The sequence below is a fragment of the Streptomyces fungicidicus genome, assembly GCF_003665435.1.
GTDB lineage: Bacteria > Actinomycetota > Actinomycetes > Streptomycetales > Streptomycetaceae > Streptomyces > Streptomyces fungicidicus.
On the sequence record NZ_CP023407.1, the window covers coordinates 4,425,377 to 4,447,073 of the forward strand.

Genomic DNA, 21,697 nt, shown 5'->3' on the forward strand with positions numbered 1-21,697 from the left:
ACCGTACGCTGTGTCCCATGGGTGCCGTGAAGACGAAGCGGATGCCGCGTGCGGTCCGCGAACAGCAGATGCTGGACGCCGCCGTACGGACCTTCGGGCAGCGGGGGTACATGGCCGCGTCGATGGACGAGATCGCCGAACTGGCGGGCGTGTCCAAGCCGTTGGTGTACCTGTACCTGAACTCCAAGGAGGACCTGTTCACCGCGTGCATCCGGCGCGAGGCCAAGGCGCTCACCGAGGCGGTGCGCGCCGGGACGCGGCCGGGGCTGCCGGCCGACCGGCAGCTCTGGTCGGGTCTGACGGCGTTCTTCACGCACACCGCCCGGTACCCCGACGGCTGGGCCGTGCTGCATCTCCAGGCCCGCACCCACGGTGAGGTCTTCGCCGCCGAGGCCGCCGCGATGCGCGAGGAGATCGTGGCGTTCGTGACGCAGCTCATCCTCGCCGCCGCCCGCGACGCCCACCGCGACCCCGATCTGCCCGAGCGGGAGGTGGCCGGGCTGGCGGAGGCGCTGGTCGGCGCCGCCGAGTCGCTCGCGGACTGGGCCAACGCCACCTCCGGCGTCACGGCCCGGCAGTCGGCGGCGACCCTGATGAACTTCGCCTGGGCGGGGCTGGGCGACCTGATGGCGGGGCGTCGCTGGAGCCCGCCCGACGACGACGGCGGGGCCGCCGGGGCTCAGGCCGGGGCGACCTCGCCGGCCACGTGAACCCGGCCGCCCTCGCCGCGTAGTGCGAAGCGGCCGCCCGCTGCCGCGTAGGTCACGGTGCCCGGCAGCAGCACCGGGGCCCGGAAGTCGGCCCTGACACGTGTCGCGTCCGGGGTGCCGTGTGCGGCGAGGCAGCGGGCCACGGTCCACATGCCGTGGGCGATGGCGCGGGGGAAGCCGAAGAGGCGGGCGGTGAGCGGGTACAGGTGGATCGGGTTGCGGTCGCCGGAGGCGGCGGCGTAGCGCCGTCCGACGTCCCCGGCCGGCCGCCACTCCTCCACGGCGGGCAGCGGCGCGTCCCGCTCCTTCTTCTTCTTCTCCTCTTCCTGGCGCCCGGCGTCCGCCGTCCGGTGCCGGGCCAGGTAGGTGCTCCGTGACTCCCACACGATGTCCCCGCCGTCCCGCAGCTCGGTGACCACGGTGGCCTCCGTGCCGCGCCGGTGCGGGGCCAGCCCGTCGACGTACACGGTCAGTTCGTAGTCGCCGGCGGGAGGGGTCGCCCGGTGCCGGGTGATCCGTATCGACGTGTGGACGAGGCCCAGCAGCGGGAGCGGGAAGCCGGGCGCGCTCATCAGCCGCATGGCGAGCGGGAAGCCCAGCACATGCGGGTACGTCACCGGCAGCGCGTCCTCGCCGGTCGGGAAGCCGCACACCCGCTCGTAGGCGGCGAGCCGGGCGGTGTCGACGCGCGGAGCGGGCAGCACCAGCCGGGTGCCGGGGCTGTCGGCGTCGGGACGCGGGCGCTTGAGGGGGGACAGCAGGGCGCCGCGCGCGAGGAGCGGCGTGAGGGCGGGGGAGGCGGCGAGCCGGACCTCGGCCGAGGGGGCGGGGGCGGACGTCATGGCGTTCACGCTCCCAGCAGGCTCTGGCCGCAGACCCGTACGACCTGGCCGTTCACCGCGCCCGACGCCGGGTGGGCCAGCCAGGCGGTGGTCTCGGCGACGTCGGCCGGGAGGCCGCCCTGCGCGAGGGAGTTCATCCGGCGGCCCGCCTCCCGGATGAACAGCGGCACGGCCGCCGTCATCCTGGTCTCGATGAACCCGGGCGCCACGGCGTTCACCGTCACCCCGTGCCCGGCGAACGCGTGCGGCGCGAGGGTGCGGACCAGTCCGGTGATTCCGGCCTTGCTGGCCCCGTAGTTGGTCTGGCCGGCGTTCCCTGCGATGCCCGCGATGGACGCCGTGGCGACGATCCGTCCGCCCCGCTTGAGGGTTCCGGCGGCGAGCAGCGCGTCGGTGGTGCGCAGCACGCTCGCCAGGTTCACCTCCAGCACCGGGTTCCAGCGCTCGGCCGGCATGTTGACCAGCCGCCGGTCACGGGTGATGCCCGCGTTGTGCACGAGCACGTCGAGGCCGTCGGGGAGCGCCTCGGCGATCCGGGCGCCCGCGTCGGCGGCGGTGATGTCGAGGGGGAGCGCGGTCCCGCCGAGCCGCTCGGCCACGCGCCGCGCGTCCTGTTCCGCCTGCGGCACGTCGAGGACGACCACCTTGGCGCCGTCCCGGGCCAGGGTCTCGGCGACCGCCTCCCCGATGCCCCGTGCCGCGCCGGTCACCAGGGCGGTGCGGCCGGCGAGGGGGCGGTCCACGTCGTGGGGCGCGGCGGACTCGTGCGCGCCGGTGCCGATCACCTGGCCGCTGACGTAGGCCGACTTGGGGGAGAGCAGGAAGCGGAGGGTCGACTCGGCCGCGGCGGCGTCGGTGAGACGGACCAGGTTCACGGTGATGCCCCGGCCGGTCTCCTTTCCGAGGGAGCGGGTGAAGCCCTCCAACGCCTGCTGGGCGGCGGCCTGATGGTGGTCGGCGGGGTCGAGCGGGGCGCCGAGCACCACGATCCGGCCGCTCGCGGCGACCGACCGTACGACGGGATGCAGCGCGGCGTGCACCTCCGTGAGCCCTTCGACGTCCCGGACGCCGCTCGCGTCCAGGACGACGGCGGCGGGCCGGCCCGTGACGTCGTCCGTGTCGAGCCCGGTGCGGGCGAGGACGGGGGTGAGGTCGAGTCCGGACTTGCCGGCCGTGAGGTGGAGGAGGCCGCCGTCGAGGTCCGGCCGGCGCGGTGACCAGCGGTGCAGCGGTGCGGGCTGGGGGAGGCCCAGGCGGCGCGTCAGGAAGCGGCCGGGCGCGGTGCCGGTGAAGCTCAGATAGCGGTCGGCCATGGGGGACTCCCAGCGGGTGTGAAGGGCTCGCGCTGCGCGCGGGCACGGTGCTTGCCCCAGTGCCCGCCCCAGTGCTTACTCTGGAGTAAGGTTACCGGAGGTAAGACTATGTCACGGTGAGGAGCAGGTCGAGATGAGCACCCTGAAGCCGGCCGCCGTCCGGCGCGTCGCGGTCATCGGCGGCAGCCGGATCCCCTTCGCCCGCTCCGACGGCCCCTACGCCACCGCCTCCAACCAGGAGATGCTCGGCGCCGCGCTGGACGGCCTGGTCGAGCGGTACGGACTCCACGCGCCGGGCGCGGTGGGGGAGTTCGTCGCCGGAGCGGTCCTCAAGCACAGCCGCGACTTCAACCTGGCCCGCGAGACGGTCCTCGGGTCACGGCTCGACGCCCGCACCCCGGCCTACGACATCCAGCAGGCCTGCGGCACCGGACTCCAGGCCGTCGTCGCCGCCGCCAACAAGATCGCCCTCGGCCAGACCGAGTCCGCGGTCGCGGGCGGCGCCGACACCGCGAGCGACGCGCCCCTCGGCGTCAACGACGGCCTGCGCAAGGTGCTGCTGGAGGCACGGCGCGCGAAGTCGCCGGGCGCCCGCCTCAGGGCGCTGGCGAAGGTGCGCCCCGGCCACCTCGTCCCCGACATCCCGCGCAACGCCGAGCCGCGCACCGGCCTGTCCATGGGCGAGCACGCCGCGGTCACCGCCCGCGCCTGGGGCGTCACCCGCGAGGCCCAGGACGAACTGGCGGCGGCCAGCCACCAGCGGCTGGCGGCGGCGTACGAACGCGGCCTGTTCCAGGACCTGGTGGTGCCCTTCCGCGGCCTGGCCCGCGACCAGAACCTGCGGCCGGGCTCGAGCACGGAGAAACTCGCCGCGCTGAAGCCCGTGTTCGGACTCGACCTTCCCGAACCCACCATGACCGCGGGGAATTCGACCCCGCTCACGGACGGCGCGGCGCTGGTGCTGCTGGCGAGCGAGGAGTGGGCGGCGGAGCGGGGCCTGGAGCCGCTGGCCTATCTGAGCGCGTACGAGACGGCCGCCGTGGACTTCGTGCACGGCGACGTCGCCGACGGCGAGGACGGCCTGCTCATGGCACCCGCGTACGCGGTCCCGCGGATGCTGGAGCGCGCCGGACTGGGCATGGCGGACTTCGACCTGATCGAGGTCCACGAGGCGTTCGCCTCCCAGGTGCTGGCCACGCTGGCCGCCTGGGAGAAGCGGGGCCTGGCCCCCGTCGACCGGTCCCGGCTCAACGTGGCGGGCTCCTCCCTGGCCACCGGCCACCCCTTCGCCGCCACGGGCGCCCGCATCGTGGCGACCCTGGCGAAGCTCCTCGCCGAACGGGACGCGCCGGGACGCGGACTGATCTCGGTCTGCGCGGCGGGCGGGCAGGGCGTGACCGCGGTCCTGGAACGCCCGTGAAGGACATGGGCGTTCCGCAGGGCCCGCGTGAGCGCTCCTCACGCGATTCTTGATATTGCACACGCCCGGCCCGGGACCCTCCCCGGACCCGCACACGCCTTCCACGCCGGAGCCGTACGATCCCCGCACCGACCGGTGACGCCACTGTCCCGGCGAGCCACCGGTGAGCGCCTCGGCTGCGAGGCACGTACGTCGTGGCATTCAGCAGTTCCACTGCACCGCCCCAGGAGCCGCCCCGTGTCCACCGACTATTCCGCCGCGTATTCCTCCGCTCTCGACGACGAGGTCTACGGAGCGCCCCTCCTGGTCGAGCCCGGGATCCGGCGGCTGGACGGCGTCGTACGGGAGGCGTCCGTACCGCCGTTCGCCAGGCCGGTGCGGCACGGCTCACTGGCCGACCTGCCGTTCGAGAACGCGAGCACGGCGCCGGACGCGGTGGTCCTCAGCCGTAGGACGGCCGACGGCAGCTGGCGGGACGTGACGGCCGCCGGGTTCGCCGCCGAGGTGCTGGCCGTCGCCAAGGGGCTGATCTCCGAGGGCCTGACGCCGGGCGACCGGATCGCCGTCATGGCCCGCACGGTCTACGAGTGGACGGTGCTCGACTTCGCCGCCTGGGCGGCCGGACTGGTCACCGTCCCCGTCTACCCGACCTCCTCCGTCTTCCAGGCCCGCTGGATCCTGCACGACTCCGGCGCGGTCGCCCTGGTCACGGAGACCGCGGGACAGGCCGCCGCCCTCGGCCCCGAGTTCCCGCACCTCCCCGACCTGCGGCGGGTCTGGACCGTCGAGAAGGGCCACGTGGAGGCGCTCGCCGAGGCCGGCGCGCACGTCCCGGACCAGGAGGTGGAGGTACGCCGGGGCGTCCTCGGCCCCGACACCCTCGCCACCCTCGTCTACACCTCGGGCACCACCGGCCGGCCCAAGGGATGCGCGCTCAGCCACGGCAACTTCTTCGCCGAGGTGGACAACGCGATCGAGCTGCTCTACCCGATCTTCAAGGCCCGGACCAGCGAGGAGGCCTCCGTCCTCCTCTTCCTGCCCATGTCCCACGTCTTCGGCCGGATGGTCGCCGTCGCCTGCGTGCGCGCCCGGGTGCGCCTCGGGCACGCGCCCAGCCTGGCGGCCGAGGACCTGCTGCCCGACCTGGCGAGCTTCCGGCCCACCTGCCTGCTCACCATCCCGTACATGCTGGAGAAGGTCTTCAACACCGCCCGCGCGAAGGCGGAGGAGGGCGGACGGGTGTCCACCTTCGACCGCGCGGCGTCCGTGGCCCGCCGCTACGGCGAGGCCGTCGAGGCCCGCCAGACCGGCGCGGGCTCCGGCCCCTCGCGCGCCCTGAAGACCTCCCGCGCCTTCTACGACCCGCTGGTCTACCGCAAGCTCCGCAACGCCATGGGCGGCAGGGTCAAGTACGCCATCTGCGGCGGCTCCCCGCTGGGCCGCCGCCTCGCCTCGTTCTACGCCGGCGCCGGAATCGAGATCTTCGAGGGCTACGGCCTGACGGAGACCACCGGCGCCTCCACGGTCACGCCCCCGCTCAAGCCCCGGCTCGGCACGGTCGGCTGGCCGCTGCCGGGGACGCGGATCCGCATCGCGGCGGACGGCGAGGTCCTGGTCGGCGGAGAGCACGTGCTGCGCGGCTACTGGGACCCCCAGGCGGGCGGGGTGGTCCCCGCGGCCCCCGACGGCTGGCTCGCCACCGGCGACATCGGCGAACTGGACGGCGAGGGCTATCTGACCATCACGGGCCGCAAGAAGGAGCTGATCATCACCTCGGGCGGCAAGAGCGTCGCCCCGGCCCCGCTGGAGAACTGGCTCCGCTCCCACCCGCTGATCTCCCAGGTCATGGTCCTGGGCGACGACCGCCCCTACGTCTCCGCCCTGATCACCCTCGACCCCGCCGGGATCACCCACTGGCGCCGCATGAACCGCAAGCACCCGGTACCGCCGGAACTCGTGGCCGACGACGAGGAGCTGCGCATGATCCTGCAGCGCGCCATCGACGAGGCGAACAAGGTGCTCTCCCGCCCGGAGTCGATCCGCCGGTTCACGATCCTTCCCGGTGACTTCACGGAGGAGGCCGGCCATCTGACCCCGTCGATGAAGCTGCGCCGGGAGGCGATACTGCGGGACTTCGCGGAAGAGGTGGAGGGGCTGTACGGGGAATATTCGCACTGATCGTGCGATGCGTATGAGAGGGATTTCCCGGGTATTCCCGGGACATTCCCCGGATATTCACCCGTGAATGTCCGGGGAAAGGCAGGAGCCCCGTCGCCTGACGGCGCGGGGCTCCTTGGGTACTGCTAGTCGTTCCCGGATCGGTGAGGAATCAGACCGGGGTGACGTTCTCCGCCTGCGGGCCCTTCGGGCCCTGCGTGACGTCGAAGGACACCTGCTGGTTCTCCTCGAGGGAGCGGAAGCCGCTCGCGTTGATCGCGGAGTAGTGGACGAAGACGTCGGGGCCGCCGCCTTCCTGGGCGATGAAACCAAAGCCCTTTTCGGCGTTGAACCACTTCACGGTTCCGGTAGCCATAAGCCCTCCTTGGGCCCAAAGGGTTGCCCTGCTCCAGAACCAGCAAGTGTGAAGACCAATTCCGCACAACTGCATACGTCTGAGAACGACGAGAGCCCGCGGTCACATGCTCCGCAGGCTCTGTACTGCAAGGGAAACCAAACTGCAACTTGCGAAGAGCCTAGCACGGGCGGGCCCGAATGCAATAGAGGTCAAGATCACGTCACCCGAATGTTTCAACGCCCCGCCCGTCACGTGCCCCGTTCGAACAGACTGGCGACCAAGGGGGTGAAGGCCTCACCGCCCGGAACGGGGGCTAGCCTCACGATGTGGACAATCCTCGCACCCGGCCGCGCGTCGGCCACATCCAGTTCCTGAACTGCCTGCCCCTGTACTGGGGGCTCGCGAGAACGGGCACGCTCCTCGACTTCGAGCTGACGAAGGACACCCCGGAGAAGCTCAGTGAGAAGCTGGTGCAGGGCGACCTCGACATCGGACCCATCACCCTCGTCGAGTTCCTCAAGCACGCGGACCAGCTCGTCGCCTTCCCGGACATCGCCGTCGGCTGCGACGGCCCCGTGATGTCCTGCGTGATCGCCTCGCAGGTCCCGCTGGACCGGCTGGACGGAGCACGGGTCGCCCTCGGCTCGACGTCCCGCACCTCCGTACGCCTCGCCCAGCTCCTCCTCGCCGAGCGGTACGGCGTACGGCCCGACTACTACACCTGCCCGCCCGACCTGAGCCTGATGATGCAGGAGGCCGACGCGGCCGTCCTCATCGGCGACGCGGCCCTGCGCGCGAACATGGTCGACGGCCCCCGCTACGGCCTCGACGTGCACGACCTGGGCGCGCTGTGGAAGCAGTGGACCGGCCTGCCGTTCGTCTTCGCGGTGTGGGCGGTGCGCCGCGACTACCTGGAGCGCGAGCCCGTCATCACCCGCAAGGTGCACGAGGCCTTCCTCGCCTCCCGCAACCTCTCCCTGGAGGAGGTCGGCAAGGTCGCGGAGCAGGCGGCCCGCTGGGAGGCCTTCGACGAGGAGACCCTCGCCCAGTACTTCACCACCCTCGACTTCAGCTTCGGCGCGCCGCAGCTGGAGGCGGTCGCGGAGTTCGCCCGCCGGGTCGGGCCCACGACGGGCTTCCCGGCGGACGTGAAGGTCGATCTGCTGCGGCCCTGAGGACGCGGGCGGCCCGCCCACTACCCTGCTGGAAGGTTCCTGCCTACGGGCGTGACGGGGGAGGGGTGGGCGCCATGCGGCCGCTCGAAGCGGACGAGCCCACGGTCGTGGGGCCCTACCGGCTGCTCGGCCGGCTCGGCTCCGGCGGCATGGGCCGGGTGTATCTGGGCCGCAGCGCGGGGGGCCGCACGGTCGCGGTGAAGATCGTGCACCCCCACTTCGCGCTCGACGAGGAGTTCCGCGCCCGATTCCGGCGCGAGGTCGACGCCGCGCGCCGGGTGGGCGGCGCCTGGACGGCGTCCGTCCTGGACGCCGACCCCGGCGCCCGGATCCCCTGGGTCGCCACCGCCTACGCGGCGGGCCCGACCCTCACGGCGGCGGTCACCGGCTCCGGCCCCCTGCCGCCGGCCACCGTGCGGGCGCTGGGCGCGGGGCTGGCCGAGGCGCTGACGGCGGTGCACCGGCTGGGCCTGGTGCACCGCGACGTGAAGCCGTCCAACGTCCTGCTCACCCTCGACGGCCCCCTGCTGATCGACTTCGGCATCGCCCGCGCCACGGACGGCACGGCGTCCCTCACCTCCACCGGCGTCTCGATCGGCTCCCCCGGCTACATGTCCCCCGAGCAGATCCTCGGCAAGGGTGTGACGGGCGCGGCCGACGTCTTCTCCCTCGGCGCGGTGCTGGCGTACGCCGCCACCGGCAGCCCTCCCTTCCCCGGCGACTCCTCGGCTGCGCTGCTGTACAAGGTCGTGCACGAGCCGCCCGCGCTGGGCGACCTCACCGGCGAGCTGCGCCGGCTGACGGAAGCGTGCCTGGACAAGAACCCGTCGGCCCGCCCGGCCCCCGCCGAGGTGGCCCACCGCCTCGCCCCGGACGGCGGCGCGGCCCGCCTGGTGACGGGCGGCTGGCTGCCGGGGGCCCTGGTGGAGGAGGTGAGCCGCGCTGCGGTGCGGTTGCTGAATCTGGAGGCGGGAGCGGTGGGGGGTGCTCCGTCGGGGCTCGAGGTGGCGGACGGCGTCCGGTCGGGCCCGGAGGCGGCGGGTGACGCCCTGTCGGGCTTGGAGGCGGCGGGTGACGCTCCGTCGGGCCCGGTGGGCTTCAGCAGCCCGTCGGTGGGGGAGGCCCCGACGGCGGGAGCCGTGACCGGCGGCTTCGGCCCGCCACCGGTGATGCCGGGCCCGGAGGGCCCGGGCGCCGTCCGTCCCCCTGTCCTCGCCCCTGCCCCCGCCCCCTTCCCGGAGCCGCGCGACGCGTCGTCGTCGGGCGCGCCCCCGCACCCGCCGACGCAGCCCACGGACCACCGTCCCGCCCGGCTCTCCCTCTCCGCGGCGGCCACCTCCTCAGCCGGCCCCGGAGGCCGCGGCCGGCGCGTCAGCTGCACGGTCGCCCTCGCGGTGGCGGGCGCGCTGGCCGCGGTGACCGTCGGCTCCGCCTTCCTGTTCGACCTGCTGCCGGGCACCTCCGGGGGCGGCCCCGCCCAGTCCGACGACGGCGGACGGTCAGGCGACCCGGCCGCCCCGGTCACCGTCCCCGCCGCCTACCTCGGCACCTGGGAGGGCCAGGCCAACTCCCGCGAGACCATCGCCATTCCGCTCGGCACCTTCCGGCTGACCCTCGAGAAGGCCGAGGTGGGCGAACGGGTGGGCACCCTCCGGCACACGGACATCTTCGGCGGCGTCTGCGACGACGTACTCACCCTGAAGCAGATCACCGGGAAGCGGATCGTCACGACCTCCGTCGGCGCCGAGTCCAACCGCGACGTCTGCAACCAGGCTCCCCACACGGTCCGCCTCACCCCCGTGGGCGACGACCTCGTCTACGAGTCGGACAGCAAACCCTCCGGAAGCCCGAAGGCCCGCCTGTCGAAGATCGAGTAACCGTTCCTCCACCCCACCGGCGGGAGCGTTTCCTTGGCAGGGCGCCCGCAGTACGAGGAGACGACACATATCGTGAGGGAAGGCAGAGAAGTAATTCATCATGAAGGAGATGTGATCCCTGAATGTCGGCACGTGAATCATCCGTGTACGAAGTCCGTTACCCATGGACCCCTTTTCAACTTCTCAGCGGGGCCGTGGCCAGGCGACTTGTCGCCTTCCGCGTCGATGACAGGGGCGTAACCATGGGCGGAGCGCCCGCGCGCTATGCAGGTCAGACCGCATTCGTACCGTGGCGCGATGTTTCTGCCGTCGTCCTTTGGCAGCAGCGCACAGCCGCGCTGACACCCATGCGGTACGTGGGGCTGCGCCGCCAACCGGGCGCCCCGGCGCTGCCTGGTCCGAATGCCTCACTCAGCCGGGAGCAGACGTCCCGGCTCGCGCCCCACATCGATCACGACCTTTTCCTGGCGAGCAGACACATCAATCTCTGGGCCCTTGACCGTGAACGTCTTGTGGATGCTCTGCACGCGTTTGCCCCGCAGGTGCCGTTGCAGGAAGCGGAACAGACCAGGGCTGACGGTTAGACGACCCAGGCTCAGCGGGCGACTTGGGAGGCCGCAAGCTCTGAGCGGATCCCAACGCTTGAGCTGTCCGCAGCGGGGCTAGGCTCAGGGTCAAGCTTTGCCAGGCACATCTGGACGGGAGGGGAGACGGCCTGATGCGAGTGCGGACGACCGTGGTTCAGGAAGGAGCCGGACCTCAGGATGCGATGATCAGCGCTGACGAAGGGGTGACGGCAGCCGAGGTGGCCGAGGCGTTGCGACGGGTTCGGAGAGGCCTTGACTCTTCTCGGACTACCGCATCGGACATCGATATTCACTATTTGCGGTCAGCGCAGACAGCCCCAGCCACCCTTTGGGTTGACGGGCGGCCTTTGTCACCTGACTCGCAAGTGGGCGACGTCCTCAGGGACGGATTGCGGATCACCACTGATGACTCCGTGGGTCCCTTCCTGACCGCTGACGAGCCGACCGGCAGATACGAGGTTCGGGTCTGCGGCGGCCCGGGCGCTGGACGGGTCGCTCGCCTGACCGCGGGGGCGGCGACGCTGGGCTCGGCGGAAACGTGCACCATCGTCGTTGATGACCCGCGACTGGAGTCGGTGGCCGCTCGCATCACCGTCGACCTCAAGGGTCGGGTCGACGTCGCGCCCCAAGGCGACGTGAACCTGTCCCTCGACGACGAGCCGGTTACTGCAGTGCAAGAGTGGGAACCGGGCATGTTGCTCAAGGCCGGCGACTCCCTCTTCAGCTTGGCCGAACCGGGCGAGCCGGACGCACACCTCGCTCCCACGGGCGAGGGTGGCCTCGCTTACAACCGCCCGCCACGCTTGTCCTCGCCTCTGTCCCGGCCGAGGTTGACGGTGCCCATGCCACCCGGCAAGGACGAAGGGATTCGCTTTCAGCTCATCTCCATGCTGATGCCGTTGTTTTTCGGCGTGGCAATGTACTTCGTCACCAAGACGATCTACATGCTCTTGTTCTGTCTGCTGTCTCCCTTGATGATGCTCGGACAATGGTTCAGCGACCGGCGGCACGGCAAGAAGAAGTACCGGGCGGCTCTCAAGGAGTACAAGAAAGCCAAGGCGGAACAGGAAGCGGAACTTGAGCGACTCGCTGAGCGTGATCAGCGGCGCCGCCGCGAGGCGTTCCCCGACCCGGGGCAGATGCTCCTCTTCGCCACAGGCCCCCGCCGGCGCCTGTGGGAGCGTCGCATCACGGACCCGGACGCCATGTATCTCCGTGTCGGCTTCAGCGATTTGAGAGCCGAAATCGACCTGGTGAACGGTCGTGCCACAGGAGCCGACGTGGAAGAGCCCGAGCCTCCGGTCGTCACTAACGTCCCGATGACGCTCCCCTTCACGGAACTTGGGGTAGTGGGCATCGCCGGGGACCGAACCCGCGCCGTCGCGACTGCGCGGTGGATGACGGCACAGGCCGCGGTGCTGCACAGTCCTCGGGATCTCTCACTCGTTGTCCTCTCATCGGCTCCGGACGCTGCCGAGAACTGGAGCTGGATCCAGTGGCTACCTCATGCCAGTCCTCAACAGGGACAGCACTGCGTCGCGTTGCTGGGAACGGATGCGGAGTCCATTTCCAGGCGTGTCAACGAGTTGCTGAATGAACTGTCGCGCAGGAAAACCGCAGCCCAGGAAAGTGGCGGCCTGCGGGCGCTGCGCCCCGACCCGCATGTGCTGCTCGTCCTCGACGGTGCCAGGCTCCTGCGCCGGGTCCCCGGAGTACCGCAACTATTGCAGGAAGGGCCTGCGCACGGCATCTTCGCGCTCTGCGTCGACCAGGACGAGCGGCTCCTGCCCGAGGAGTGCCGTACCGCCGTCTGCTGGTCGCCCGGCGCGTTGAGTACCGTCCACCTGCGTGGTTACGGCTACGAGTCGGTGGGTGACGTGCTGGCCGATCAGGTCTCCGTCGCCTGGTGTGAGCGCGTGGCCCGGGCCATGGCGCCGGTGCGGGATGTGAGCCGTGACGACGCGGACAGCGCACTCCCCACCTCCGCGCGACTGCTGAGTCTGCTGAGGATGCCTGACCCGACCGGCGCGGACATTGCAGCGATCTGGAAGCGCGGAGGTGCGACCACGGCTGCATTCATCGGTATGGCGGCCGACGGGCCCTTCGTCCTGGACATCCGCCGGGACGGCCCGCATGCTCTGATCGCCGGTACGACGGGTGCGGGCAAGTCGGAACTCCTCCAAACGATCATCGCGTCCCTGGCCGTGGGTAACACCCCGGACGCGCTCAACTTCGTCCTCATCGACTACAAGGGCGGCAGCGCGTTCCAGGACTGCGCCCGGCTGCCCCACACCGTGGGCATGGTGAGCGACCTCGACGCGCACCTGACCGAGCGGGCGTTGGCCTCACTGGCCGCCGAGCTGAGACGACGCGAGGGCATTCTCTTCGAAGCGGCCACGAAGGACATCGAGGATTACAACGACGCCAGGCGGCTCCGGCCGGAGCTGGAGCCGATGCCTAGGCTGGTGCTCATCATCGACGAATTCGCCTCCCTGGTCGCGGAACTGCCCGACTTCATCGCCGGGCTCGTGGACATCGCCAGGCGCGGCCGCTCCCTCGGCGTTCACCTGATGCTGGCGACACAGCGCCCGGCGGGCGTGGTCAGCGCCGACATCCGCGCCAACACCAACCTTCGCATCGCCCTGCGCGTCACCAACGGCGAAGAATCGCGCGACGTCATCGACGCGCCCGATGCGGGCAGCATCTCGAAGAGCACACCGGGACGCTGTTACGTACGGTCTGGATCACAGTCGCTGGTGGGAGTGCAGTCCGCACGCATCGGTGGGCGACGCCCCGGAGCCGACACCGCTCCACAAGTGACAGTGAACTTCCTGGACTGGATGGCGTACGGGCGTCCACTGCCGCGAGCCGCGCAGGACGACGAGGACGACGGCACGATGGTGACCGACCTTGCCGTGCTGGTCGACGCGATCGCTGATGGCGCCAGGCAACTCGGGTGCACGCAGCCGCGCAGCCCATGGCTGCCGCCCATCCCCACGCAGGTGGCGCTCGCGGATCTGGAGTCGCTGCCGACGGGGAAGACCGGCGATGACCCGGTTGCCCCCGTGCGTATCGGCCTGACCGACCTTCCGGCCCAGCAGGCTCGCGAGCCGCTCGCACTCGATCTGACGGACGGCGAGCACCTGATGATCGCCGGCGGCCCCCGCTCCGGGCGGTCGACCGCGCTACGGACCATCGCGGGGGCCGTCGCCCGGACCACATCGCCCAGCGATGTGCACATCTACGGCATCGACTGCGGTGCCAACGCACTGCTCCCGCTCACCGGCCTCCCACACTGCGGCGCTGTTGTGACTCGGGATCAGAAAGCACGTGTCGACCGATTGCTGGGCAGGCTGCTGAGCGAGGTGTCGCGACGCCAGATGCTCCTTGCGGAGAAGGGACAGTCCAGCGCGGCAGAACAGCGATCGGCGGCCGACCCCTCGGAGCGGTTGCCCTGGATGGTGGTTCTGCTGGACGGCTGGGACGCCTATCGCCAGGCCTTCGAGAACTACGACTACGGCCGACTCGTCGACGATGCCAAGAGACTGTTCCGAGAGGGCGCCGCGGTCGGAGTGAAGGTAGTCCTCACGACCGACCGCAGCGGTCTGACCGGCGACATTTCCAGCTCCTTCAGCGAACGACTCGTACTTCGCCTCGCGGACCAGGCGGACTACGCCCTTGCAGGCTTGTCGAGCAAGGACGTTCCGAAGGACATCCCCACAGGCCGGGCGCTGAAGGCCACGGACGACGGGGTGCAGGAGAGCCAGTTGGCGCTGCTCGCCGAGAACCCCTCGGGGCAGGCCCAGGTGGCGGCCCTTCAGGAGATCGCGCGCTCGGCCGGTCAAGTCGAATCCAGGCCGACGGAGTACCAGCGTCCGATCCGGGTCGACGTACTGCCGGCGCGCATCGGAGCCCGCGAGGCCATGGCGCTACAGCCCGGCTTCGCTCCGGCGTCGCCCCTCTGGGCTCTTGTCGCGGTAGGCGGGGACGAACTGCGACCTCTGGGTGTGAACTTGGAGGAAGGGGGACCCGGATTCGTCATCTCGGGGCCTCCGAAGTCCGGGCGCTCCAGCACCCTGGTCACAGCGGCCAACTCCTTGCTGCGGCAGCAAACCGGGGTCATCGTGATTACGCCACGTCGTTCCCCTCTCCGCGAACTGGCTACGGCGCCCGGGGTACTCGGCTCCCTCGACAGCGAGAGTTCCGAGGACGACCTGGAGGCGCTGATCAGTACTGCGCGGGGCCCCTACGTCATCGTCGTCGACGACGCGGAACTGCTGTATGACACTCCGCTCGACGAAGCGCTCGAAGAGGTGGTCAAGCGTGGCATGGACGGTGGTCTCGGACTGATCGCCGCGGGTGCCGTTGACGCGTTGTCCTCGCAGTACCGGGGCTTTGTCGTACAGGCACGCCGCTCACGCGCGGGTCTGCTGCTGTCGCCGCAGGGCACACAGGACGGTGAGATGTTCAGCATTCGCCTGCCGTCGAACGTCGGCGGGGGGCCGACCGGCCGGGGGCTCTTCGTCCAGGGTGGCGAAGCGATGCAGGCCCAAGCGGTGCTGCCGGACTGAGCGCGCCCGCAGCGGCAAAGCGGGAGGGCCGGTCAGCCTCAAGGCTGACCGGCCCTCGTCCTGCTTGCGCAGTGGGTGACCGCCGGCGACTAGTCGTTGATGCGGTCGTTCGCGTCGGCGGCGTCGCTCGTCTCCTTCTGAGCGTTCTCCAGGGACTTCAGGAAGTTCGTCAGGGAAGGCTTCAGCTTGTCCCACTCATCACGGAATCGGTTGGCTCGCGGGCCCTTCCAGAAGTCCTCGCTTTCGAGCGTGCCCTTCGAGATAGCTCGAATCAGTTCATCGAGGTTGGTGTGCTGGGCCTTGAACGTCTTGGAAAGACCGCGAAGCCGAGTGGTGTCTGCGCCCTTGATTGTCATTGAGCTGCCTCCCCGTGTGTCGAAACCGGACGAACCCTTCGCTCGCCGCGCCCGACACTATCGCAATTAGCCGAATCCCGCCATCTTCTGTGTCTCGGACGCATCTCCTTGCGTTAGTCGCGTGAGGTGCTCCATAGTCAGTGACGTGGGCCACCTTCAAATGTTTCCAGCATCGACCTGAATCACCTCTGGAGGGCTCGTGGGGGAAGCGGCCGAACAGCCGAAAGTTGACAATCCATATCGAGCGCGACTTGAGGTGTTGAAGCGCAATTTGCAAGATGAGGTGAAAGATCTCAAAAATCTCCTTAAATCGGCCGCTGAAGACGTGGGGGACAAGAAGGTTTCCTGGGTCGGCAAGACGGCGAACCGGTGGCATGACGAGATCGAAGGGAACCGTGGCCGCATGATCCGCGAGATCGAGAAACTCATTCCGGCTGTGCAGAAGAAGATCGACTCATGCCCTGAAAAAGTTACCCATGCCGAAGCGAAGATGATGCAAATGGACTTGCGCTAGTGATGCCTTCTTGGTAGGGCGGAGTCGAACGGACTGACGAAACGGGGAATAATTCTATGGGTAGCGGATTCTCGGGTATCGATCCGGACGAGCTGGAAGGAACAATCAACTCGCTTCAGAAGGATCAGGAGCGATTGAGGTCCAGTGCCACGTGGATCAAGTCCAGCTTCGAACGTTACGGCATCGACGCTGCGCCGCTCACAGAACTTCTTGCTATCGCCGGGTGGGCGGAGAACCAGCTGCCGTCCCTGCGGCGTCGTTGGCATCTTGCACTGGCCGAAACCAAGAAGTACGGCTATAAGGACATGGTGCAGATCGATGAGAGCAAGGTGGGTCAGACTGCACAGTCAAGAGCCAATGGAAAGAAGCTGGCTGAGGAATTCCAGAAGAAGGTGGACGAAGGGGACCCGATCACGCCGGAGCTGTTTGCCGACCTAAGGGCCAACAGAGCAGATGCCGACTATCTGAAAGCCTTCTATGAATCCCTCGGCTCAAGGCGCCTGCTGTGGCTTTCGAACGACATGGGTGACCGGTTCAACGATCAGTACAAGGACCACCCGGAGCAGCGCGAAAAGGATCGACTGATAATTGCCGAAACATTCGGCTCCTTCACTAAAGTGGCCTTTGAAGGGAAGACCGCCAAAGAGAAGCAACGGTTGTGGAACAAGTGGTTCGATGACTCCGCGATGGACGAGTACGATGGGTTCCGCCCGGATCGCCTGACTCCTTTCCTCAAAGGAGGAAACCACGACAAGGACTTCTTGGTGGCGTTCGGTGATCGAGTGTTCAAGAAAGACACTAAAACCAACGAGACCCGCTTCTTCGGGAACGGCGGTCTTGGTGAGGGAGAATGGGGAAAGGACAGCTATCAGGAGTTGTTCTCTGCCATCGGCGACAACCCCGAGGCGGCGGGGGAATGGTTCGACCACAACAATGAATTTGCTTTGAAGGCTCTTTACCCGACGGGCCCCTGGAAGGTCGACGAGCCGAAGGAGCGAGGCAAGGCTTTCTTTGAACTGCTCAATGCCGCAACAGTGGAGTTGAAGCAGGAGAACCCCTCGCTGGCCGAGAAGAACACAGCGCGCATCCTGTTCGACAACTATCAGCACCGGACGGGATCGGACACGAAGTCACTCCACCCCATTGGTGGGACTCAGGCCCTCTATGCGAGCATTATTACGGCCTACTGGAAGGATCTCGAACATGGTGTGACGTCCGCGGTGAGTAACTCGTTGTGGGGAAGTGATGTCCAGGCCAAGGGTGAAGAAAAATTCGGGAGCGCCAGCAAGTGGAATCTCAATGACTTCCTCAAAGGACAGGACAGCGGCCGTCCTGGCCTGGAAGCGAACGAAAAGCTTTGGCGTGCCCTCATGGAGGAATCTGCACGTGACCCGCAGGCGGCCGGGACTCTGAGCGCGCTCTTTCAGGCTCACAACGAAAAGGCGATCGACCAATCGTACGCGACACGTGAGAGCGGCGAATACGCGGGCAGCTACGCATCGATGCAACGGGGCATGATGCAGGAGTTCTACCAGACGACAATGAAGGTGGCCTCGACGGAACTCGAGACGAGCATCGACAAGTGGGTCGAAGACACCAACAACGCGCGTGCGGCGGTCATCGACACTGCCGCCTCCGTGGCCGCGGGTGCTGCGGGAGGTGCCGGCCTCGCCGGAGTCAAGGGGGCGGCGGTCGGAGTCGCCTACGGGTTGGGTCAGGACGTCTTCACCGGGTGGATCAAAGAGCTCGTCAAGGTAGACGCGAACGATGCTCCCAAGGGACTCAAGGAACAGTTCGAGGGCGTTAAAAAGGCTACTGCCGACTTCTCCTGGCAGAACGACTACCAGACCAACGCCTCGGCTGCCTGGGAGCACGGGAGGATCGAAAACGTCACTGTTGTCACCCATGATGACAACGACGAGACGAGGACCGCGGTCTACACAGGCGATCCCCGGGCGTATGCAAAGGGTGCGGGCAACTTCCTGGACAAGGACGGCCAGGTCCTTAATGTTTCCGAGATGACTAACGCGCAGCGCACGGCGTACAGCAACTGGCTGCAGGATCCGGCTGTGGTCAACGCTGTGTGGCCGGAATTCTCAACAGGCCGGGATGGACGGGACTATCCGGGACAGGATCAATGACGAAGGTGAGGCGTACGATGATTTTCGGCGGGACGAGGGCGGTACTGGCCGGGCCAATTATTGCCGCTCTGTTTGGCGTGACGGCGTGCGGCACTGAGGCCGGGGAGGAAGAGAACGCCCAGCCGTTGAGCGGTGCGCAACTCTCAAAGGCGGCGCTGTCTCAGGGCGACGTGGCTGGTTACACCATCCGTGAGGCGTCGCCGGGATCGAAAGGAGGTTCCGCTGGGGCGAGCGATGAATCATGCCGGCCCATCGCCAATGCGCTGGACCCAGAAGCCATGGCCTATGACGGGCGGTTGGTAGAGCGGGACATTTGGAAGACCCCAACTGGCTCCAAAGCTGCGGACGCGAGTTACCGGCTTATGCTGTTCAGTGCTGAGTCGACGGCCGCAGCAGAAAAGGCCGTGCAGGACCTGAAGAAGGCTGTCTCGTCCTGCGGGAGCGGGTTCGAGGTCACCTTGGCCGGTGAAAAATACAAGGTGCGCCAAGTGCTGCTCAACAAGTCGGCGTTCGGCAACGAAAGCGTGGATTTCTCGCTTGAGTACCAAATGGGCATGAAAAGGCGTTATGTTGTGGTGTCCAGTGGTGCCTCCCTGAGTATTTTCTCGGCTTCCAATCAGCTCGACAATGCTTTCATTGCGGTTCCGGATGAGCTTGTCGATGAACAGAAGAGTAAATTGGAGGGGGAGGAAGGCTAAGGCAATCCCGGTCTTGCTGACCAGGGGTCGTCTTCCGTTTTGCTTGTCTGCTGTCAGAGAGTCCTCTTCATGAAAGTCAGCTCATCTCGGGGAGCTCCACTTGCAGCACGCCCGTGGCTCTGTTGTCTGATTCGGACTCCGCCGCGATATAAAGAGAATCACCGGATGCGGCTATGGCTTGAACTCCTGGCATGACGGGTGCGATGTTCTCGCCGCTGACCTGGTAAATGACCTTTCCCTTAAGTAGATTGTCGATAAAATCTTTCTGTGAAGCGGTTTTCTCGCCGGCCCAGCGGTACTCGCTGGAAAACGGAGGGGAATAGGTCTCGTGGGCGTCGGTGTAGTAGATCTCAGAGCGATCGGGGAGGGTTGTAAGGTCGCCGCGCGAGCTGCCGATGGACCCCCTCCCGATCTCGGCATCAAGAGCACTTCCGATGCTGTCGAAGGGACCCTTCAGCTCGCTGATACTGTCCGGATCCCTGGCCCCCACGAGAGGGGTCAGTGTGTCATCCGCATTGATCCGGACGATTCCCGGTCCGGTCCGCCAGTAGATGCCCGAAGTACTGGATGTCAGCCAACCGGAGTCCCAGATAGCGGGAACAAGCACGTCCTTGGCCTTGGTGCCCGCAGGAGGGTCGATCCCGTTCTTTACGGCAGGGTTCGTGCGCAGTAGCGACTCATTGTCCTGGGGCGGCCGTCCGGCGACGAGTTCCACCATGTCACCACTGATCTTGTGGACGTACGAGGCGTGTTGTCCCAGTACTGTCTGGTCGCCGAAGTAGACGGTCCCATCCGCGGTGATTGTCACTCCCGTGACCTGGCCGGTACAGAATTCATCGAGGCTCGCGTTGACGAACGGCCGCGGGTTGTCGCACTTCGTGTCCACCAATTTGACGGTTTTACCGTCCGGCCCGGTTTTCCACAGGCTGTCTCCGGTGGCCAGGTAGATGGACCCGTCGGATGCCACCGCTGTCTGTTCAGCTGTCCGATTGTCCACTCCTGTGAGAGGGATCCTGGCTGTGGATCCAGAGGTCTCCCGCTTCCACATCACCATCCCCTGGTCCTCCTGGGTGAACAGGTAGACGGTGCCGTCAGCCGCCGCGGCAAGCCCACGGAACGAGCCTTGAATCGCGAGTCCCGTGCCCTGAGGGGTGCCTCCGACTGTTTTCTTCACTCTGGACCCGCCGCCGAGCACGAAGGTGACGTTGACCGGGGGACTGCCCGCGTCGCCGGAGGCCGCTTGGTAGATCCCGAACGCGGACACGGTCGCGAGGGCGACGCCGAGGCCGGTCAGCACCCGGCGCCGGCCGCGCGACAGAGGGAGGAACGGCATCACAGAACCTCGTCTTTTCTCATGGGCGACTCAGGAACGCACTGCCGGTGAACGATACGCAAGCCCACCGCGTCCTGTTGCTCCACGTTGCTGTCCGTTGCCAGATGAAGAGGAACGAAGACGATGGACCAATAGAACCCGAAGAGCCACCGCCCCACGAGCCGAACGAATCCGGCACGCCCGTCATCGGAAGACCGGATGACTCGTAGACCCGTGGCCAGCTTGCCCAGACTGGCTCTCGCCACCAGCGTGAGCAGGACTTGATTGGTGAAGGAAACAGCGAGTACTGCCCCAACCGACGCTGCCCAGACGGCAGGAGGCACCGACTGCTGTCCCACCGTGCCTGGACTGCCGGCCGCGTTCACCGTGACCGCGTAGCCCGCGATGACGCCCCCCATGAGAGCCAGGAGGAGGTCCAGCGACACGGCGGTGAGCCGACGCGCCTCGGAAGGTGATGCCGTTCGACCGGAAGCCGGCTGGTCCTTGGCTGCCATCCGGTTAGCTCCCGCTCGCAGTCTTCTTCTTGTCCGCTTCTTCCTGCTCCACCCGCTTGAGTGCAGCGGCCATGGCGGCTCGCGCATCGGTCAGGGCGTTTTTGATCTCCTTCTTGTGCTTCGCGAACTCGCTGCGAAAACGCTCACTCTTAGGTCCTTTCCAGGTGTCCTCGCCACAGAGATGCTGGACATTGTCGACAGCCAATTCAAGTTCGTCCGCGTATTTCTTGAGCTTACGCAGGTCTTCTCGGCAATCGGTTTCTCGGCTCATAGCTCCACCGGATCGTCAGGGAGGGTGAGAAGGAGTCTGATCATCCTTTTCAGACGGGATTTACCGACAGCGCGAGCCTCGATGCCCTTGGGTGCGTTCGGCTGTTCGACGAACACGGTCCAGAGCGAACGGTCCGTCGCATACGTCGTCAGCAGAGGGCCGGGCGCATCGGAAAGGAGGACGACCTGCCCGACTACTAGGGCGGAGTCGATCGCCTCGCCGAGGGCGCGCCCTACGTTGTTGTCGGCGACCTGCTGCGGCGTGAGCCGCAGGATTTGGCCATCTTTGTCCGCTACGTCGAACGGGTCCACCAGAAGTTGCACCACATGAGCTGCGTCGTCTGCGGAGCTGGCAAGAGTGAAGATGTGGAGACCCCCCGCGGTGACCCGCTCCACGAGATAGAGGCGCGCCGAGTGGGCATAGACGACAGCGTGAGTGACTCCACCAGACGTGTGCTGCTCGACCACGAGAGCGTTGGACGCCGAGCGTCGCAGAGTCAGAGCAAGACTCACCTCGGGAGTGATGCGCAGATCAAATCCGACGCCGGATGGAGTTTCCCCCGCATCCTCAGTGGCCGCGTCCTGAGCGCGCCGTAGGACGGCGTCCAGTTCGTCGATGTTGGCTACCTCCACCACCTCTCGTGAGACGAGGGAACGCAGGGCCGTGACGTAGGACCAATCCCGCTCCTGGGCGGAGAGCTCCGCGAGTCTGGGGGTGGGGGCTATGCACTCCTCGAGCGACTCCGGGTCGAGGACAGCGATCTCTTCGTCCGTGAGCCTCAGAAGGTGCTGGCTTCCACCCTCGGCCAGAGCTTCCCCCAGGATCGCGCGAAATTCCTGGAGGTCCATGTCAATTTTATGGCTATGCATGGTCATTAATC

At 67.7% G+C, this 21,697-nt stretch carries 17 protein-coding genes; 9 read left to right on the plus strand and 8 right to left on the minus strand.

Translation table 11 applies throughout. The features are described from left to right. Positions 1-17 precede the first annotated feature (17 nt). Positions 18-710 (plus strand): TetR/AcrR family transcriptional regulator, encoded by a 693-nt coding sequence (locus tag CNQ36_RS20290; protein ID WP_121547051.1) that lies wholly within the window; start codon positions 18-20, stop codon positions 708-710. Here CNQ36_RS20290 and CNQ36_RS20295 read toward each other — a convergent pair. Further along, on the minus strand, positions 680-1,552 hold the full coding sequence (locus tag CNQ36_RS20295) for a MaoC family dehydratase (RefSeq protein ID WP_121547052.1): 873 nt from the start codon (positions 1,550-1,552) through the stop codon (positions 680-682). The two genes, CNQ36_RS20290 and CNQ36_RS20295, sit on opposite strands and share 31 nt — an antisense overlap. Positions 1,553-1,557: 5 nt before the next feature. Further along, positions 1,558-2,865, minus strand: a complete 1,308-nt coding sequence (locus CNQ36_RS20300; RefSeq protein WP_121547054.1) for a 3-oxoacyl-ACP reductase — start codon at positions 2,863-2,865, stop codon at positions 1,558-1,560. Between the two features lie 133 nt (positions 2,866-2,998). On the opposite strand from CNQ36_RS20300, the gene CNQ36_RS20305 reads away from it, so the two are divergent. Continuing rightward, a complete protein-coding gene (locus tag CNQ36_RS20305) occupies positions 2,999-4,285 on the plus strand; it encodes an acetyl-CoA C-acetyltransferase (protein WP_121547055.1) in 1,287 nt (428 codons plus the stop codon). Positions 4,286-4,522: 237 nt separating this feature from the next. After that, the gene (locus CNQ36_RS20310; RefSeq protein ID WP_121547056.1) at positions 4,523-6,463 is read left to right on the plus strand and encodes an AMP-dependent synthetase/ligase; all 1,941 of its coding nucleotides are present in this window, start codon (positions 4,523-4,525) and stop codon (positions 6,461-6,463) included. A 151-nt stretch (positions 6,464-6,614) separates the two neighbouring features. Here CNQ36_RS20310 and CNQ36_RS20315 read toward each other — a convergent pair whose 3' ends face one another. Beyond that, the gene (locus tag CNQ36_RS20315; protein ID WP_003992177.1) at positions 6,615-6,818 is read right to left on the minus strand and encodes a cold-shock protein; all 204 of its coding nucleotides are present in this window, start codon (positions 6,816-6,818) and stop codon (positions 6,615-6,617) included. 308 nt (positions 6,819-7,126) lie between these two features. Here CNQ36_RS20315 and CNQ36_RS20320 point away from each other — a divergent pair, with 308 nt between their 5' ends. The 3 genes from CNQ36_RS20320 (at position 7,127) to CNQ36_RS20335 (ending at position 15,010) form a co-directional block, all read left to right on the plus strand. Further along, positions 7,127-7,975 carry a menaquinone biosynthetic enzyme MqnA/MqnD family protein gene (locus CNQ36_RS20320; RefSeq protein ID WP_121547057.1) on the plus strand — a complete coding sequence of 283 codons (849 nt, stop codon included), beginning with the start codon at positions 7,127-7,129 and terminating at the stop codon, positions 7,973-7,975. Positions 7,976-8,049: 74 nt separating this feature from the next. Next, positions 8,050-9,852, plus strand: a complete 1,803-nt coding sequence (locus CNQ36_RS20325) for a serine/threonine-protein kinase (RefSeq protein WP_121547058.1) — start codon at positions 8,050-8,052, stop codon at positions 9,850-9,852. A gap of 718 nt (positions 9,853-10,570) precedes the next feature. Next, positions 10,571-15,010, plus strand: a complete 4,440-nt coding sequence (locus CNQ36_RS20335) for an FtsK/SpoIIIE domain-containing protein (RefSeq protein WP_121547059.1) — start codon at positions 10,571-10,573, stop codon at positions 15,008-15,010. Positions 15,011-15,099: 89 nt separating this feature from the next. Here the strand turns inward: CNQ36_RS20335 and CNQ36_RS20340 are convergent, their stop codons facing one another. Further along, positions 15,100-15,366, minus strand: coding sequence for a WXG100 family type VII secretion target (locus CNQ36_RS20340; protein WP_004927673.1), 267 nt, complete (start codon positions 15,364-15,366; stop codon positions 15,100-15,102). A gap of 199 nt (positions 15,367-15,565) precedes the next feature. Between CNQ36_RS20340 and CNQ36_RS20345 the strand changes: the two genes are divergently transcribed. The 3 genes from CNQ36_RS20345 to CNQ36_RS20355 are packed head-to-tail and all read left to right on the plus strand — an operon-like array spanning position 15,566 to position 18,719. After that, the gene (locus tag CNQ36_RS20345) at positions 15,566-15,880 is read left to right on the plus strand and encodes a hypothetical protein (protein WP_121547060.1); all 315 of its coding nucleotides are present in this window, start codon (positions 15,566-15,568) and stop codon (positions 15,878-15,880) included. A gap of 56 nt (positions 15,881-15,936) precedes the next feature. After that, on the plus strand, positions 15,937-18,021 hold the full coding sequence (locus CNQ36_RS20350; protein WP_121547061.1) for a hypothetical protein: 2,085 nt from the start codon (positions 15,937-15,939) through the stop codon (positions 18,019-18,021). Between the two features lie 17 nt (positions 18,022-18,038). Next, positions 18,039-18,719 (plus strand): hypothetical protein, encoded by a 681-nt coding sequence (locus tag CNQ36_RS20355; RefSeq protein ID WP_163013314.1) that lies wholly within the window; start codon positions 18,039-18,041, stop codon positions 18,717-18,719. 76 nt (positions 18,720-18,795) lie between these two features. Here the strand turns inward: CNQ36_RS20355 and CNQ36_RS20360 are convergent, their stop codons facing one another. From CNQ36_RS20360 to CNQ36_RS20375, 4 genes are read right to left on the minus strand one after another with little or no spacing between them, the layout of a single operon-like run. Next, positions 18,796-20,052, minus strand: coding sequence for an NHL repeat-containing protein (locus CNQ36_RS20360; protein WP_163013315.1), 1,257 nt, complete (start codon positions 20,050-20,052; stop codon positions 18,796-18,798). Beyond that, a complete protein-coding gene (locus tag CNQ36_RS20365) occupies positions 20,052-20,546 on the minus strand; it encodes an RDD family protein (RefSeq protein ID WP_121547066.1) in 495 nt (164 codons plus the stop codon). The genes CNQ36_RS20360 and CNQ36_RS20365 overlap by 1 nt, the downstream gene beginning before the upstream one ends. Before the next feature lie 4 nt (positions 20,547-20,550). Continuing rightward, entirely contained in the window at positions 20,551-20,817 is a 267-nt protein-coding gene (locus CNQ36_RS20370) for a hypothetical protein (RefSeq protein WP_004927663.1), read from the minus strand. Beyond that, positions 20,814-21,665: a hypothetical protein gene (locus CNQ36_RS20375; protein ID WP_228313025.1), complete on the minus strand. Its 852-nt coding sequence runs from the start codon at positions 21,663-21,665 to the stop codon at positions 20,814-20,816. Before CNQ36_RS20375 ends, CNQ36_RS20370 begins: the two co-directional genes overlap by 4 nt. Between the last annotated feature and the right edge of the window lie 32 nt (positions 21,666-21,697).

Coding starts and splice junctions, on each gene's coding strand:
- CNQ36_RS20290 (WP_121547051.1), top strand. CDS start 18: ATGGGTGCCGTGAAGACGAAGCGGATGCCGCGTGCGGTCCGCGAACAG.
- CNQ36_RS20295 (WP_121547052.1), bottom strand. CDS start 1,552: ATGACGTCCGCCCCCGCCCCCTCGGCCGAGGTCCGGCTCGCCGCCTCC.
- CNQ36_RS20300 (WP_121547054.1), bottom strand. CDS start 2,865: ATGGCCGACCGCTATCTGAGCTTCACCGGCACCGCGCCCGGCCGCTTC.
- CNQ36_RS20305 (WP_121547055.1), top strand. CDS start 2,999: ATGAGCACCCTGAAGCCGGCCGCCGTCCGGCGCGTCGCGGTCATCGGC.
- CNQ36_RS20315 (WP_003992177.1), bottom strand. CDS start 6,818: ATGGCTACCGGAACCGTGAAGTGGTTCAACGCCGAAAAGGGCTTTGGT.
- CNQ36_RS20325 (WP_121547058.1), top strand. CDS start 8,050: ATGCGGCCGCTCGAAGCGGACGAGCCCACGGTCGTGGGGCCCTACCGG.
- CNQ36_RS20335 (WP_121547059.1), top strand. CDS start 10,571: ATGCGAGTGCGGACGACCGTGGTTCAGGAAGGAGCCGGACCTCAGGAT.
- CNQ36_RS20340 (WP_004927673.1), bottom strand. CDS start 15,366: ATGACAATCAAGGGCGCAGACACCACTCGGCTTCGCGGTCTTTCCAAG.
- CNQ36_RS20350 (WP_121547061.1), top strand. CDS start 15,937: ATGGGTAGCGGATTCTCGGGTATCGATCCGGACGAGCTGGAAGGAACA.
- CNQ36_RS20355 (WP_163013314.1), top strand. CDS start 18,039: ATGATTTTCGGCGGGACGAGGGCGGTACTGGCCGGGCCAATTATTGCC.
- CNQ36_RS20360 (WP_163013315.1), bottom strand. CDS start 20,052: ATGCCGTTCCTCCCTCTGTCGCGCGGCCGGCGCCGGGTGCTGACCGGC.
- CNQ36_RS20365 (WP_121547066.1), bottom strand. CDS start 20,546: ATGGCAGCCAAGGACCAGCCGGCTTCCGGTCGAACGGCATCACCTTCC.
- CNQ36_RS20370 (WP_004927663.1), bottom strand. CDS start 20,817: ATGAGCCGAGAAACCGATTGCCGAGAAGACCTGCGTAAGCTCAAGAAA.
- CNQ36_RS20375 (WP_228313025.1), bottom strand. CDS start 21,665: ATGGACCTCCAGGAATTTCGCGCGATCCTGGGGGAAGCTCTGGCCGAG.